General features: G+C 61.3%; 10 protein-coding genes. All 10 read right to left on the bottom strand.

The genetic code is table 11. The annotated features are described in order from the left end of the window. Position 1: 1 nt before the first annotated feature. Positions 2-2407, bottom strand: coding sequence for a TonB-dependent receptor (locus IPJ76_11830; GenBank protein ID QQR85301.1), 2406 nt, complete (start codon positions 2405-2407; stop codon positions 2-4). Positions 2408-2511: 104 nt separating this feature from the next. Continuing rightward, a complete protein-coding gene (locus IPJ76_11825; protein QQR85300.1) occupies positions 2512-3096 on the bottom strand; it encodes a Crp/Fnr family transcriptional regulator in 585 nt (194 codons plus the stop codon). A 19-nt stretch (positions 3097-3115) separates the two neighbouring features. Next, complete coding sequence (locus IPJ76_11820) at positions 3116-4492, bottom strand: hypothetical protein (GenBank protein ID QQR85299.1); 1377 nt, start codon at positions 4490-4492, stop codon at positions 3116-3118. A gap of 47 nt (positions 4493-4539) precedes the next feature. After that, positions 4540-7101, bottom strand: coding sequence for a hypothetical protein (locus IPJ76_11815; protein ID QQR85298.1), 2562 nt, complete (start codon positions 7099-7101; stop codon positions 4540-4542). A gap of 208 nt (positions 7102-7309) precedes the next feature. After that, complete coding sequence (locus tag IPJ76_11810; protein ID QQR88451.1) at positions 7310-7765, bottom strand: GatB/YqeY domain-containing protein; 456 nt, start codon at positions 7763-7765, stop codon at positions 7310-7312. A gap of 89 nt (positions 7766-7854) precedes the next feature. Further along, positions 7855-9576, bottom strand: a complete 1722-nt coding sequence (ftsZ, locus tag IPJ76_11805) for a cell division protein FtsZ (protein QQR85297.1) — start codon at positions 9574-9576, stop codon at positions 7855-7857. A gap of 99 nt (positions 9577-9675) precedes the next feature. After that, a complete protein-coding gene (gene ftsA, locus IPJ76_11800) occupies positions 9676-10968 on the bottom strand; it encodes a cell division protein FtsA (GenBank protein ID QQR85296.1) in 1293 nt (430 codons plus the stop codon). A gap of 5 nt (positions 10969-10973) precedes the next feature. Next, on the bottom strand, positions 10974-11801 hold the full coding sequence (locus IPJ76_11795) for a hypothetical protein (protein ID QQR85295.1): 828 nt from the start codon (positions 11799-11801) through the stop codon (positions 10974-10976). Beyond that, entirely contained in the window at positions 11798-13171 is a 1374-nt protein-coding gene (locus IPJ76_11790; protein QQR85294.1) for a UDP-N-acetylmuramate--L-alanine ligase, read from the bottom strand. The genes IPJ76_11795 and IPJ76_11790 overlap by 4 nt, the downstream gene beginning before the upstream one ends. Beyond that, positions 13171-14265, bottom strand: a complete 1095-nt coding sequence (gene murG / locus IPJ76_11785) for an undecaprenyldiphospho-muramoylpentapeptide beta-N-acetylglucosaminyltransferase (protein ID QQR88450.1) — start codon at positions 14263-14265, stop codon at positions 13171-13173. The genes IPJ76_11790 and murG overlap by 1 nt, the downstream gene beginning before the upstream one ends. Position 14266: the final 1 nt, after the last annotated feature.

Below are 14266 nucleotides of genomic sequence, written 5' to 3'. Positions count from 1 at the left end.
CTCAGAACAACAACCTGTACATCGGGATCGGGAAGAAACCGAGCTGGTACTCCGTAACCACCTTCTGGGTGCGATCGTCGAAGTAGCGCGCGTAGATGTTGCGCTGGCCGCTCACGTTCTGCAGGTCGATGCCCATCTCGTGGGTGACGCGTTTGCGCTGCATGCGGTAGAAGAGCTTCACGTCGGCGCGGAAGTAGGCGTCGTACTGCAGCTCGTTCGTCCGGCTTTCGTCGCGCACTTCGCGGAAGGCGAGCTCGGAAGCCTCGATGTCGATGGGCGTGTAGCGGCGGCCACCAGCGTAGGTCGCCTTCAGGTCAAGCGAGATGGTATTGCCGCGTTTGCCGACGCGCCACTCCTTGCCGGCAAGCGCATTGAAGACGTAGCCCGCATCGAACGTGGTGCTGCGCCAAATGCCGTCACTGGCCTTGGCCTGGCTCCGGAACACACTTGCGGTCACCAAGCCATAGAGCCCCTTGCTGAACGTGCGCTCCACCGTGACTTCCGCACCGTAGTTGCGGCCGGTACCATCATTCACAAGATCATCCTCGGTGGGTGAACCGAAGTCAGCGCCGGTGTTGAGCATGGTGAACGCACTGCTGTCTCGCTCCACCGCTACGTTGAAGAGCGACTGGTAGTACGTCTCCACCTTCACCCGCCAAGCATCACCGATGGTCCGATCGTACGCGAGCACGCCGTGGTGGCTGCGCGTGAAGCCCAGGTCCTCGTTGCTGGTGCGCGAACCGTCAGGCCGGGTGTTGAAGTACACCGGCAAAGGCTGCAATTGCGAGTGGAGGCCGTAAGCCGCTGAGATGGTGGAGCGTTCCCCGGCCTTGTACGATAGTCCCAAACGCGGCTCGAAAGCGGTGGCCCCGGAAAGGTCGTGGTACTGGCCGTGGAGCCCGAGGTTCATCACCAAGCGTTCGGTGAAGTGGTGCTTCCAGTTGGCATAGGCCTGTGCAAGCAAGTGGGTCCCCTTCCCGGTCTGCATCACGTCCCATGCGCCGTTCCGCGCGGTGTCCAACCGGAAGAGCTCCTGCTGGAAGGACACGTCGTAGTAGTTGGCCACCAAGCCCGCCGTGATGCTGTTGCGCGCGTTCACTTTGCTGCGCATGGACAGGTGTGCCAGGTAGGTGCGCTGTTCGTTGTTGCTCTTCCAAACGGGATCGCTGTCGAGCAAGGTGATGGTGGCCGGTTCGCCATCGCTCCAGGTGAGCGAATCCACATCGGTGCGCTCGCTCTGGTAGGTGGCCGCCACCACCAGCTTGGTGCTGGTGCTCGGCGTGTACCATTTCGTCCATGAGGCACCCACGATGCCTGTGGCGTTGTTGTTCACGATGTCCTGCGTATCGCTGCCGAAGAGGTCGTTCTCGTTGCGCTCGGTGAAGTCGGTGTCACTGCCGAGCAGGTCCACGCTGCTGAGGCCGCCCAGACCGAACACGGTCATCCGGTTGCCGTTCTTCATGGGCACGTTCACCTTGAAGCTGATGTCCTGGTACTTGGGCACGGCGCTGCCCGTGCCGAACTCCAGCCCCACCGCTTGGAACGCTTGCAACGTGCTGTAGCGGTAGTTGAGCAAATAGCTGCTGTGGCTGGCGCTGTCGATGGGGCCTTCCGCGCCGAGTTCGAAGCCGTTGAAGCCGATCTGTGCCAGGAACTCGTGCTCCTGGTCGTTGCCGTTGCGCATGCTGAGGTCGAACGCGCCGCTGATGGCGTTGCCGTAAGTGGCTGGGAACGCGCTCGTCATGAAATCGCTCTTGGCGAGCGTGTTGTTGTTGAGCATGCCCACCGGTCCGCCCGTGCTGCCGAAGCTGTTGAAGTGGTTCGGGCTGGGGATGTCGACGCCTTCAAGTCTCCAGAGCAGACCGCTCGGCGAGTTGCCGCGGATGATGATGTCGTTGCGGCCGTCGTTCGCACCGCTGACACCCGCGAAGTTGGTGGCCATGCGCGCGGGGTCGGCACGACTTCCGGCGAAGCGCTCGGCCATGGCCGCATCGAAGGTGCGCGCGCTCAGGGTGGCCATCTCGTTGTTCAACTGGTCCTTGGCCGCGTTGCCGCCCGTCACTTTGGCTTCGCTCAGCACTTTTACATCGGGTTCCATTTCCAGGTCCAGCACCAGCTCTTTGGCGCTCACCACCATGAGCGGTGTGGTGCTGATTGGCTTGTACCCCATCGCGGCCACCACCAGCACCTGGCGCCCCACGGGCACGTTCCGCAGCGTGAAGCGGCCTTCCGCATCGCTTTCGGCCTGGATGACGGGCGCGGCGTCCTTCACCATTACGCTGGCGAACTCGACCGGACTGCCGCTTTCAGCATCCAGCACACGGCCGCGGATGGACTGCGTGGCGGTTTGCGCCGATGAGACGGTGGACAGCAGCAGGAACAGTGGAAGGAACAGGCGCGAGATCATGGCTGTGGGTTGGCGGGACAAATGTTCCCTGCGGCCTTCATGGGCAACGATGACTTGAGTTAAGAAAGCGCAGCCCGTGATGAACGGCAGCCGGGGTGGATGCACTACCTCTTGGCCAACCTTGCCCGTATCCGGCTCAGGCTTTCGGGCTGCAACCCCAAGTAGCTGGCGATGTACTTCTGCGGCACGCGGGCCATGACCTTGGGCCGTTCCTTCATGAGGTTGAGGTAGCGCTGCTCCGGCGTCTCGAAGAGCAGGCTGCGGTTGCGGCGGGCACTTCCGATGAAGATGGACTCGGCAATGAGCCGGCCCATGCGCTCGGCGTTGGTGCCCATAGCATACACCTGCTGCAACGCCGCATGCGTCACCCGCACGCACTCCACCGGCTCCATTGCCACGATGCCCACCGTGCTTGGCGCGCGCGTGAGGAAGCTCTCGTACTCCGTGGCGTAGTTGCCTTCGAAGAAAAACTGCTCGGTCAGGTCTTCGCCTTCATGGATGCGGTAGGCGCGCACCAAGCCTGTGCCGAGGAACGTCACATGATCGCACACATCGCCAATGCGCAACAGGTGCTCGCCCTTGCCGAACGTGGCGGGTCGCATGGCACCCGCGAAACTCTCCCACTCCTGCTCGGGCAGTTCCACGAGCTGATCGCTGTAGTGGCGGAGTTGGGTGAGGATGGTGGGCACGATGCAAAACTACCTGAGGTCACTCCAGGCGCACTGTGCGCACTGCCCCATGCCCATCTACTGCTACCAGTAACACTTGGCCTGGGGAGGTTGGCACTTCAAGTACGATCTGCTGATCGGGCCCCGTATTAATCCCTGCTGAATGAACCAATTGGCCGAGCATATTCATGACCCGGACCGTAACAGCTCCGTCAGGCAGTCCAGACAAGTACAAACGGCCGTCGCCCCCGAACCGAGCGCCAAGAGACTGGTCGAGTTGTACAGCCTCCTCCTGCACCCCCACGCTCCAAGCGCATGTGGCCGCCTCGGCCAGGTTGCCATTGAAGCGCACTGCCGGCACGTCCTGCTGGCCGTACAAGACATCGTGGTTGCCCATGAAGAGCGTATCGTGGAAGAACTCGAACGCATTCACCTCCGGGGTGGGTCCGGGGGGCAGGGCGCACCAACTGGTGCCATCCCAAATGGCTATGCCCGGCGTGGCCTGGTTGCCCGCGTAGCTGAAGGTGCCACTCGCCCACAGCAAACCATCGCGCACCTTCATGTCCAAGGCACCGATCAGGTAGTTCTGCAGCCCGTCGATATCCTGGAAACCAGTGCCCACCGGCAGGAACTGCGTGCCATCCCACCGCATGATCCCATGGCCGGGGTTCACAGCGCCATCGATGGCCCCGCTGAGGTACAGCTCGCCCTGGTACACTGCCATGGAACGACCAGCGCCACCGAAGCTGCCAATGATACCAGGACCTAGCGTGTGCCATTCACTTCCATCAAATCGCGCGATCGAAGTGCCCTCTCCGATAATGTTGAACACACCGCACACGATCAACTCGCCGTTGTATTCGACCAGGTCCTGCATGTTGGGCGGATCGCCTACGTCCATGAAGCCCACGTTCACCCACTCATTTCCTTCTCGCTTGGCGATGCCATTGCACAGGTGGCCATCGGCATAGGTAAAACCACCAATGGCATACAAATCCCCTTCGATGATGCGAAAACGGTAGGGATCTGCGGCCTGCCAATTGTAACCTTGGAACAATCCATAGCCGGACCAAGTCCCGTTCACGTAGGCAGCAACACCACTGATCGGTATCCCATTGACCGACGCCCCACCGCCGGCTATCAGGAGGGTATCGTGCCAGCGGATCACGTCAGTTGTTTGGTTGGCGAAGAGGCCTAGCGTATCCCATTGACCGTTCTTGTATACAGCCACAGCATGGTCTGGGAAGGTGTTGCCGACCACTGATACAACCGCATGGAAGTACAACGCATCCCCGATCGTATCGGCGTTGATGTTGTACATATAGCCCACGTAGTTGAACGGCGGCTGCATGGGGCTCCACGCGTTCTGCGCCGACAGCGCCGGACCCAGCGCGACCAGGGCCGTAGCCAGGGGCATCGCAAAGCCAAAAGTCCGTAGCGTAAGCATCCTTTGGTTCTCAGCGATCAGAAGCCCTTTACGAACTTCACCGCAATACCATTCTCCAAGCGCAAGACATACGAACCAGCAGCGGCATCCGCGAACGGGATCGCGTGATGATCACTGTCCATTGTTCTCAATGTTCCGCTCCGAACAACCCGACCTATGGCGTCGTGAACGATGAACAGTGTACGCTCTTCAAGTTCAAGCCCAATGATCAACTGGCCTTGGCCATCGAACCAAACCCCGGGTGCCTCCAACGATGTTGTGGGTTCCTGCAACCCAGTAAGCGGACTGGCGCAGAACCGGGTGATGAAAGTCTCGAAGACACTACCCTGTGTCAGTGCCTCGAAGTAGCAGAGGCCACTACCGTTGTCCAGCGGAAAGAGGAAGTCGAAGAGATCGTGGGTGGTGAAGCCTGCAGTGTAGAGGTCTCCGGTCAGATCGCGCGAGAGCATCGTGTACATCATTTCGTGCTGCGAGTCGCTGGCGCGCCCGCCCACGTACATGGCGTAGCTGAGGTAGTGGTCCGGCGTGAGGCTCATTACGTACATGTCGCACATTTCATAAGCACCACCGGAGTAGTTCTGGTTCATCACGGGTTGTTGGTACATGCCCGTGAGCGGCACGATCGGGAACCCATCGCCCCAGCGTGGGGTAGCCCCGATGTTCAAATTCCCGATCGCATCGAAGCACACGGTGTTCACGTACACGTAGCTGAAGGGGTCATTGCCGTGCAGGTACGTATGCCAGGCGAGCGCGCGGTCGGGGTGGTTGAACCGGGCCAGGAACCCTGATGTGCATCCGCTTGGGGGTACAGCATCCTGGTACCACCCCGGGCCGTTCACCACGGTGAAGGTGCCATCGGTGTTCCCGGCAATGACCACATCGTCGGTTACCGGGTCGATGGAAATGGCGTTCGTGCCCGGCCGGTCGCTACCGGTTGTACCGATGTACGTGCCCCACTGCCAGGCACCATAGATGTTGAACTCGTACAGAAAACAATCCACCCCGCCGAAGTGGCCTTCCTCGTATGCGCTGCCACCTAGGGAACTGATGTTCATATCATTGCTGGTAGTACTGCCCAGGACGTACATCTTGTACTTCTCGCGCGCCAGTTGCACCCCGCGATCATCGCCGCTGCCCGGCAGGTAAGTGCGCCAATAGTGTTCGTCGTTGCCGTTGAAGGCGCAGATGAAACCGTCGTTGCCGGCATCGTAGTTCCAGAACGTGCTGCCCGCTGGAGGAGTCACATCCAACGCTGGCAATCCATCTTGGCAATACCCGGTGACATAGAGCCGAGGGCTGGCCACATTGTCGGTGCCTACCATGCCGGTGATCACTAAGTTCTCATCGCCGAAGTACGTGGACCACGCCCGTTCACCGTCAATCTTGTTGAAGCGGCCAAGAAAACCTTTGGGGGTTGAACTACTTGCGGTACCATCGTAATAAGCCGTACCATCATCGAGATGCTGGATAGTGGTCGATGTCGTGTGCCCAGCCAGGTAAATCTCACCCGTCCCGCGGTCCGCCACACCCGTTCCGTAAGTCTCATCGGCCAACACATCGCCGCCGAAAAAGTCCTTCCAATCGATCATGTCAACATCATCGAACTGGATGAGGAAGGCCACCTTACCGGTGGTGGAGTATTCCGTCCCCGGGAAGTTGGGGAAAGTGAGGAACGATGAGTTGGTGTTGCCGGTCACGTAATACCGGTCGTCAGCATCTTGGGTGCTTTCAAAGATCTCCTCATCGGCGTCGCCGCCCACGTATGTGCTCCAACAAAGGCCGTCCACGTCGTATGGTCCGCCACCCATCCATGCCGGCGGTCCGATCTGCAGCACCAATGGCAGATCGGGGTCGTAGGTATCAAATGCGAAGTCCACCGTAGCGGTGCCGCCCATATTGATGTACTGTGCGGTCCAGTTCAACGGCACCACGTTCTCGTTCGTGTCCACTTGATATGCAACGGCTTCGTCCAACCGGACGAACTTGTTCTGGTGGAAGTACATCCTGAGCGCTCCGTCCACGTCCACCCCCAAACTATCCTGTCCCTCGAACTCAAGGAGCAGTTCCGAGGGGTCGCTGTGCGGGTGGCAGATGAAGGCCATCTTATGGCCCATACTGCCACTGTATATGCGGAGATCGATACCAGGGTAGATGTCCTTGTAAACAACGTAATAATAGCCCTTCACGTTCTCTACACCGGTACTGCCGCAGTGTGCCAGATAGAAGTTCTGATGGTAGGACTTGATCGCGTACACCAAGGGATCCACTTGCTGGAATCGTTCGCCGATCGGCCGCATATCGATCCGATAGAGCGTATCCACCGTGCTCGTTGTGGTATCGGTCTTGGCGATCGCAAAGGTCATGGTAGACTTCCGCTGCATGAACAATCGTGGGAACCCTCCTTCGCTGTAATACACCACGTCCGCAACCGGATCGCCGTTCGTTCCGATCACTTGCCCATCGTTCTTCCAGTAGCCGACGTTCTCGTTCAACGGTTCACCGTAGAAGTCTGGAATGGTGTCCTGAGCCGAGCAGGCAACTACCACTAGCGAGGCAAAAAGGGTTGTGAACGGTTTCATGGGAGCATGGTGTTGGTAGGTCGAATGTAGCCAGCACTTCTCTCCAATAAAACATGGTCGTTGCAGCGGCATATCAGATTTCGACACGTCAGCGAACTGATGCACTTGGGCAGCCGATAACCGGCCGACTGATACTGCACCCGACGCGAACGGCGGCTCGCGCCGCCGTCCGCACCCAACCCCCGACCGAAGTCGGGGCCCAACGTCCTCAGGCGTCCGAGAGCACCTGTTTGACAATGGCCGCTATGGCACTGCCATCGGCCTTGCCCGCCAATCGTTTGTTCGCTTCGCCCATCACGCGGCCCATGGCGGCCATGCCGCTTACTCCCAGTTCGCTGATGAGCTTCGTGACTTCAGCGCGCACCTCGGCCTCGCTCATGCGGGCTGGCAGGTACGCCTCGATGACCTTCGCTTGAACATCTTCCTCAGCGGCCAGGTCTTCACGCCCTTGCTGTTTGAAGATCGCACTTGCTTCCGCGCGCTGCTTGTGCAGTTTGCCGAGGATCTTCAATCCGGCCTCTTCGCTCACACCGTTCGCACCGCCCTCCTTGGTCAGCTCCAACAGGATGGCGCTCTTGATGGCGCGCAACGCGTTGAGCTTGTCCTTTTCCTTGGCCAGCATCGCCGATTTGATGTCGGCATTGATCCGTTCCTCCAGGCTCATGTTCATGTGCTCATGTGTCCATGGGTCCATGTGACCATTCGCGTCCGCCCAATGAGCACATGGACACATGGTCACATTGACCCATGTCTTCAGTCCACGTTGTCGTGCAGGAAAGGGTTGTTGCGCTTGATCTCCGTGCGCTGCTCGCCGTTCTCATCGGTCTCCTGGCTCAGCGTGTAGCGGCTCACGTTGCTGTCGGTGCTGCGCGGACCGTCGGTGAGCGTGAGGTTCTTGCGCTTGTAGGCGGGTTCACGCTCCAGATCGGCCAAGCCGTTCGGGCTGCGCAGCTTCAGCGTCAGCTCGCGCATCTTGGCAATGCGGTCCTCCACGCGCATCTGGTGCTCGGCGGGTGCGAAACGATCGGTGCGCTGCTCGGGCGTGGTCGGTGCCACCGCGGCAGGACGCGGCTCGGGGTCGAGGGTGTGCACGATCTTCTCCGTGGCTGGCGGCGGAGCTGGTGTCATGGGCACCACGGTAACCGGTGCAGGTGGCGGCGTGCTGGGCACCACAGGCGTGCGTGACACGGTGTTGGTCACCTCGAATTCGATGCTGCTTTGGGTGAGCGGTGCCTCGACTTTCGGCGGCATTGCGGGCTCGGGCACGCTGGCACGCACGGGCTCAACCGAGCGAGCAGGTTCAACCGGGCGCACCGCTTCAACCGGACGCGTCGGTTCTACGGTCTTGAGGTAGGGCTCGTTCGAAGCGGGCTCAGCCTTGGCGGCAGGTGCTTCGGCCTTGGGCAGGTTCACCGCCACCGGGTTCACGATGGGCTGCGTGATCATGGTGGGCACGTCAGCGGTCAAGGGCACCACCTTGCGCTCGGGCTTGGCGGGTTCCAAGGTGGCGGCATCGGGTTGCACTCGGAAGCCGGTGGCGATCACCGTCACACGCACTTTGTCGCCCAGCGCCGTGTCTTGGCAGTAGCCCCAGATCACATCGGCGGTGCTGCCGGCCGCATCCTGGATATGGTCGGTGATGCCCGTGATCTCGTCCATCAGCACCTCCTTGTCGCCGTAGGTGATGTTGAGCAGCACGTACTTGGCGCCGCTGATGTCGTTGTCGTTGAGCAAGGGCGATGCAAGGGCGTCCTGCGCAGCGCGCAAGGCGCGGTCCTCACCACTGCACTCGGCGCTGCCCATGATGGCGACTCCGCTGTTGCTCATCACGGTCTTCACATCCTCGAAGTCGGTGTTGACCTTGCCGGTGACGGTTATGATCTCCGCGATGCCGCGTGCTGCGGTGGTGAGCACGTTGTCCGCGTGCGTGAAGGCCTCGCTCACGTTGAGGTTGCCGAAGAGCTCGCGCAGTTTCTCGTTGTTGATCACGAGAAGCGTGTCCACGGCCTGGCGGAGTTCCTCGATCCCGGCGGTGGCCTGCTGCTTGCGCTTGCGGCCTTCCCAACTGAACGGCATGGTGACGATGCCGACGGTGAGGATGCCCATCTCGCGGGCGATGCGTGCGATCACCGGACCTGCGCCCGTGCCCGTGCCGCCGCCCATGCCTGCGGTGATGAACACCATCTTGGTGCGGTTGCCGAGCAGTTGGCGGATCTCCTCCACGTTCTCCTGCGCCGAAAGCGTGCCGCGCTCGGGGATGGAACCCGCACCGAGACCTTCGGTGAGCGCGATGCCCAGTTGCAGCTTCACGGGCACAGGGCTGATGTCCAGTGCCTGTTTGTCGGTGTTGCAAACGATGAAGTCAACGCCCTTGATGCCTTGGGCGAACATGTGATTGACGGCGTTGCTACCGCCGCCGCCCACGCCGATCACTTTGATGATCGACGACAGTTCCTTCGGGAGTTCGAATTTCATGGCTGAGGGTGTTGAGGGCGCTCCGGGCGCCTTACGAAAGTCCGGTGTTGGCTTGGTTGATCGTGGCGGTGTGCGGTGGAAGTGTCAACGGTGCAGTGTTCACTCGTGATCGTCGTCGAGGATGCCTTTGGCGCCTTCGAGCACGCGGGTGAAGAAGTTGCCCGCGGTGCGACTGCTGTGGTCCTTCACCTTCACGGGTGCCTGTGCGGCTTTCTCCTCGGGCTTGCGGCGTTCCAAGTGTTCGAAGCCCTTCATCACCAGCCCCACGCCGGTGGCATACAGCGGACTGGTCACATCCTCCACAGCGCTCTTGGCCAGGTGCTCGTTGGGATAACCGATGCGCGCAGGCAGCCCGGTAACGTACTCGGTGAGCTGCTTCAGGTGCTTGAGCTGCGCACCACCGCCGGTGAGGACGATGCCCGCCACCAACTGGTTCTCGAGCCCACTGTTCTTGATCTCGTAGTGCACTTGCTGCAGGATCTCCTCCATGCGGCTCTGCACCACTTCGGCGAGCATGCGCAAGCTGATCTCCTTGGGCTCGCGGCCGCGCAGGCCCGGGATGCACACCACTTCGTTGTCGCGGTTCTCGGCGGCCAGCGCACTGCCGAACTTGGTCTTCAGCTGCTCGGCTTGGTCGCGCATGATGCTGCAGCCTTGGCGGATGTCGTCCGTGACCACATTGCCACCGAAGGGAATAACGGCGGTGTGGCGGATGATGCCGTCGTAGAAGATGGCGATGTCGGTGGTGCCACCACCGATGTCCACCAGCACAACGCCCGCCTCCTTCTCCTCGGCGCTCAGCACCGCATCGGCGCTGGCCAGGGGCTCCAGCACTAGACCGGTCACTTCCAAGCCAGCGCGGTGCACGCACTTGTTGATGTTGCGCGCGGCCGTGATCTGCCCGGTGATGATGTGGAAGTTGGCTTCCATGCGGATGCCGCTCATACCGATCGGATCCTTGATGCCCTGCTCATTGTCCACGATGTATTCCTGCGGCAGCACATGGATGATCTCCTCGCCCGGTGGCATCACCAACTTGTGCATATCGTCGATGAGGCGGTCAATGTCCTTCTGCTGGATCTCATCGTCGAGCGTGGCGCGCGTGAGAATGCCGCGGTGCTGCAAGGAGCGGATGTGCTGGCCCGCAATGCCCACATGCACCGTCTTGATGTTGATGCCGTAACTGTCCTCGGCGGCGCGCACGGCCTGCACGATGCTCTCCACGGTCTTCTGGATGTTGGCCACCACACCACGTGTCACACCATCGCTCCGGCTCTGGCCCTTGCCGAGGATCTCGATCTTGCCTTGCTCGTTCTTGCGCCCCACGATGCAGGCGATCTTGGTGGTGCCGATGTCGAGGCCGGCGACGATGTCGTTGCTGCTGCTTTCCATGTGCGTCAGTTGGTCGGGATGGGTGTTGGATTTCGTTGGGAGGCGATCACCTGGTCAGAGAAGCGCAGGTCGATGCGGTCATAGCGGCGCCAGTCACTGTTGGCCAGTTCCTGGTCGTAGAAGGCCTTCAGTTTGGTCAGTCGTGCGGGCAGCCGTTCGCCAAATCCGATCATCACGCGGCGCGGGCCCACGCGCGGGATCAGCTCCATGCGGCCGTCGGGCGCCACGGTGATCTGGTCGATCATGGCGTTCCAGAACGGCGCTTGCCGGAGCGTCATGGCCACGTTGTACACGAGCAACGCACGCGATCCGGCGGCGGTACTGTCGTTCACGAGCACGTTGCGCACCCCTTCGGAAGTCACGGGTTCCAGTACGCTGCCCACGGCAACGGGCACCCGGGCGGTCCAGTTGGGGCTCACCGGCATGGTCCAGCCCCCGGCATCGATGTAGAAGCTGCGGCCATTGGCATCGATCACGCGCACGATCGGTTCGCGCTGCCGAACGCGCACGTGCAGCTTGCCGTCCAGTGTGTGGTAGGCATCGGCCGTTGCAACGAAAGGCACTTCGCGCAAGCTGTTCTCGATGGCGTTCACGGGGATCTCCTCCAGCGGCATGCCAGTGACCGGCGCATCGGCGTTCACCTTTTCGCGTACGGCATCAGCGTCAATGAAGTGCATGTCGGCACGGCCGTCCACGTCGATGACCAATTCGGTGCACACCGTGCTGCCGTTGGTGGCCTCGACGAAACCCAGCACGCCCAGCAGCACGCATGCGCCGAGGATGTACGCCGCAGGGCGCATCCACTTCCGCAATGCTTCGAGGCGCTTGTTCATTGTTCGCGCTGGTTCAACAGGTTCACGATGGCCGGTACGCTGCGGTCGATGTCACCGGCCCCTAGGGTCAGCAGCACATCGATGCGGCGGTTCTCCAGTTCTCCGAGCAAATGTTCTTTCGGGACCAACGTCTTTTTCGCCATCGGCACCTGTTCGAGCAACCATGCACTGTTAATGCCGGGGATGGGCTCTTCTCTGGCGGGGTAGATCTCCAGCAGGATCAGCTCGTCCAACAAGGCGAGCGCTTGGGCGAACCCTTCAGCAAAGTCGCGTGTGCGCGTGAACAGATGCGGTTGGAAAATGCCCGTCACCGTGCGGCCGGCATAGAGTTCCCGTGCGCTGCGGATGGCGGCTTCCAGCTCTTGCGGGTGGTGCGCATAGTCGTCCACGTACACGCTCTCGGCACCTTTGAACCGCACATCGAAACGGCGTTCCACCCCGCGGAAAGTCGCGAGGCCGTGCCGCAATTTCTCGGGGCTGACCTCATGTTGCAGGGCCAAGGTGCTGGCGGCAACAGCGTTCTCCACGTTGTGTCGACCGGGCATGCCTAGTGTCAGGTCCACCAAGTGATGGCCTTGTGCGTGCAGGTCGAAGCGATAGGCACCGTCCTGCACCCGCACATTGGTCGCGTAGGCAAAGGCCGGGTCGTTCAGGGTGTACTCCTTCACATCGGCCTTGCGCAGATGGCCGCTGATGCCGCGCTTGGCCAGCACCGTGCCCGTGCACAACGCCGCGAACTGCGCGTAAGCATCGTACATCGCATCGGCGGTGCCGTAGATGTCCAAGTGATCGGGATCCATCGCCGTGATGATGGCATCGGTGGGGCGCAGTTGCAGGAAACTGCGGTCGTATTCGTCCGCCTCCACAACGTTCACCACCGCATTGTCATCGAGCAGGATGTTGCTGCGGTAGTTGACGCTCACTCCGCCCAGGAACGCGTTGCACTTCACGCCGCCTTCGCGAAGCAGATGGGCCACCATGGTGCTCACGGTGGTCTTGCCGTGCGTGCCCGCCACAGCGATCGTGGGCCTGTCGCGCGTGATGAGCCCCAACAGCTCGGCGCGTTTCACGATGCGTGCGCCACGTTCCTCCCAGTACTTCAGCAGCGGACTGGTCACTGGCACGGCGGGCGTGCGCACCACCAGCACCTCGTTGGCATCGATCCGTTGGAACTCCTCCGGGATCAGGCGCGGATCCTCGGAGAACATCAGGTGGATGCCTTCGCCCTGCAACTGGCCGGTGATCTCGCTCGGTGTGCGATCGTAGCCTGCGACCAACGCGCCACGCCGACGGAAATAGCGCGCCAGGCCGCTCATGCCGATGCCACCGATGCCGATGAAGAAGAGGGTATGTGCGTTGGTGGCGCTCATCAGTTGAAGCGGCTTCGTGCTAGACGGATGGTTTCAGCGGCGATCGCTTCCGCCGCGTTGCTCATACCGAGCGCGGCCATGGCCTGGCTCAGCCGCTCGCGTGCGGGTGCGTCGTTCATCAGTTCAACAATGCGTGCACCGAGCTCTTGTTCCGTGCGGTCGTCGCCGACCAGCACAGCAGCGTGGCGATCGGTGAGCGCGCGTGCGTTCTTCGTTTGGTGGTCTTCGGCCGCCGTGGGCAACGGCACCAGGATGGCCGGCAACTGCACCAGGCACAATTCACTCACACTGATGGCACCCGCGCGGGCCACCACCAGATCGGCGACGGCATACGCCAGGTCCATGCGCGCCACGAATTCCATCACCTTGCAGTCGGTATAGTTCAAACGCGCGGCAGCCGCTTCAGCTTGTTTGAAGTACGTGGTGCCCGTCTGCCAGATCACTTGTATACCCTGCTCTTTCAGCATGGGCAACGCCGCTTCGATGCCCTTGTTGATGCCGCGTGCGCCCAGACTTCCACCGGTGACGAACAGCACCGGCTTGCCTTCCACCAGGTTGAAGTCCTCGAAGCCCCGAGGGCGTTTGCCCGTCAAACGCACAACATCCTGCCGCACCGGATTGCCCGTGAGGAGGATCTTCTCCTTCGGGAAGTACTTCTCCATGCCTTCGTAGGCAACACACACGCGCTCCACGCGTTTGGCCAGCATGCGGTTGGTGGCACCGGCATGGCTGTTCTGCTCCTGGATCAACGTGGGAACACCCATGCGCTGCGCAGCTGCCAACGTGGGCCCGCTCGCGTAACCGCCAACTCCAACAGCAACATGCGGCTTGAACTCGCGCACCAGACGGCGGGCCTTCCACATGCTGCGCAGCAAGCGCCACGGCAGTCCGATGTTCTTCCACAACGCGTGGCGTTGGAAACCGCGGATGGGCAAGCCTTCGATGCGGTAACCGGCCGCAGGGACTTTCTCCATTTCCATTTTGCCCTCCGCCCCGACGAAGAGGAACTGCGTGCCGGCCTCTCGCTCCTTGATGGCGTTGGCAATGGCGATGGCGGGAAAGATGTGACCACCGGTCCCTCCCCCGCTGATCATC

The sequence above is a fragment of the Flavobacteriales bacterium genome (assembly GCA_016699575.1).
GTDB lineage: Bacteria > Bacteroidota > Bacteroidia > Flavobacteriales_F > PHOS-HE28 > PHOS-HE28.
This window is presented reverse-complemented; position numbering and strand designations above follow the sequence as displayed.